Source organism: Burkholderia sp. Tr-20355 (assembly GCF_017104685.1).
Taxonomy (GTDB): Bacteria; Pseudomonadota; Gammaproteobacteria; order Burkholderiales; family Burkholderiaceae; genus Burkholderia; species Burkholderia seminalis.
The window spans coordinates 1-608 of record NZ_JAAGPK010000400.1 but is presented as its reverse complement, the minus strand read 5'-3'; the positions used below and the strand labels follow the sequence as shown (position 1 = coordinate 608).

Genomic DNA, 608 nt, shown 5'->3' with positions numbered 1-608 from the left:
ATCGGCGACTGCCGGTCGCGCGGGAGTCTGCAAGGTATTGTCGCTGCTCATGGTTCGATGTCAAGGACGGTGGGAAGGAGTGGCGGCGAGCGCGACGTCGTCCGGCTCGGCGCGGAAGCCGCCGCCGAGCGCCGCGACGAGCTGCAGCGACTGGTCCGCGCGCTGGGCGCGCAGCGCGGCGACCTCGCGGCTCGCGATCAGCAGCTGCTGGCGCACGACGAGCGCATCGAGATAGCTGCCGACGCCGGCCCGGTAGCGCGCGTCCGCGAGCCGCCATGCATCGGCGGCGGAGTCGAACGCACGTTGCTGCGCATCGGCCTGCTGGGCGAGCGAACGCAGCCGGTGCAGATCGTCCGCCACCTCGCCGATCGCGCCGATCAGCGTCTTGTTGTAGCCGGCGACCGCGAGGTCGTATTGCGCGTCGCGCTTGCGCAGCACACCGCGCCGTTCGCCGCCGTCGAAGATCGGCAGGCTCACGGCCGGGTTGACGTTGTAGGTGCGCGAGGCGGCCTGGAACAGCGATGCGCCGCCGCGCGTCGCGAGCCCGATCAGCGCGGTGAGACTGACGTCGGGCAGGAAATCCGCGCGGGCGGCCGCGACGTTGCGGG

Annotated in this window: 1 protein-coding gene; it reads right to left on the bottom strand. The window is 72.2% G+C overall.

Annotated features, from left to right (window positions below; all coding sequences use genetic code 11):
* Positions 1–60 precede the first annotated feature (60 nt).
* The coding region (locus G3N62_RS35610; protein WP_206141565.1) for a TolC family protein at positions 61–608 on the bottom strand (548 nt) is incomplete at its 5' end.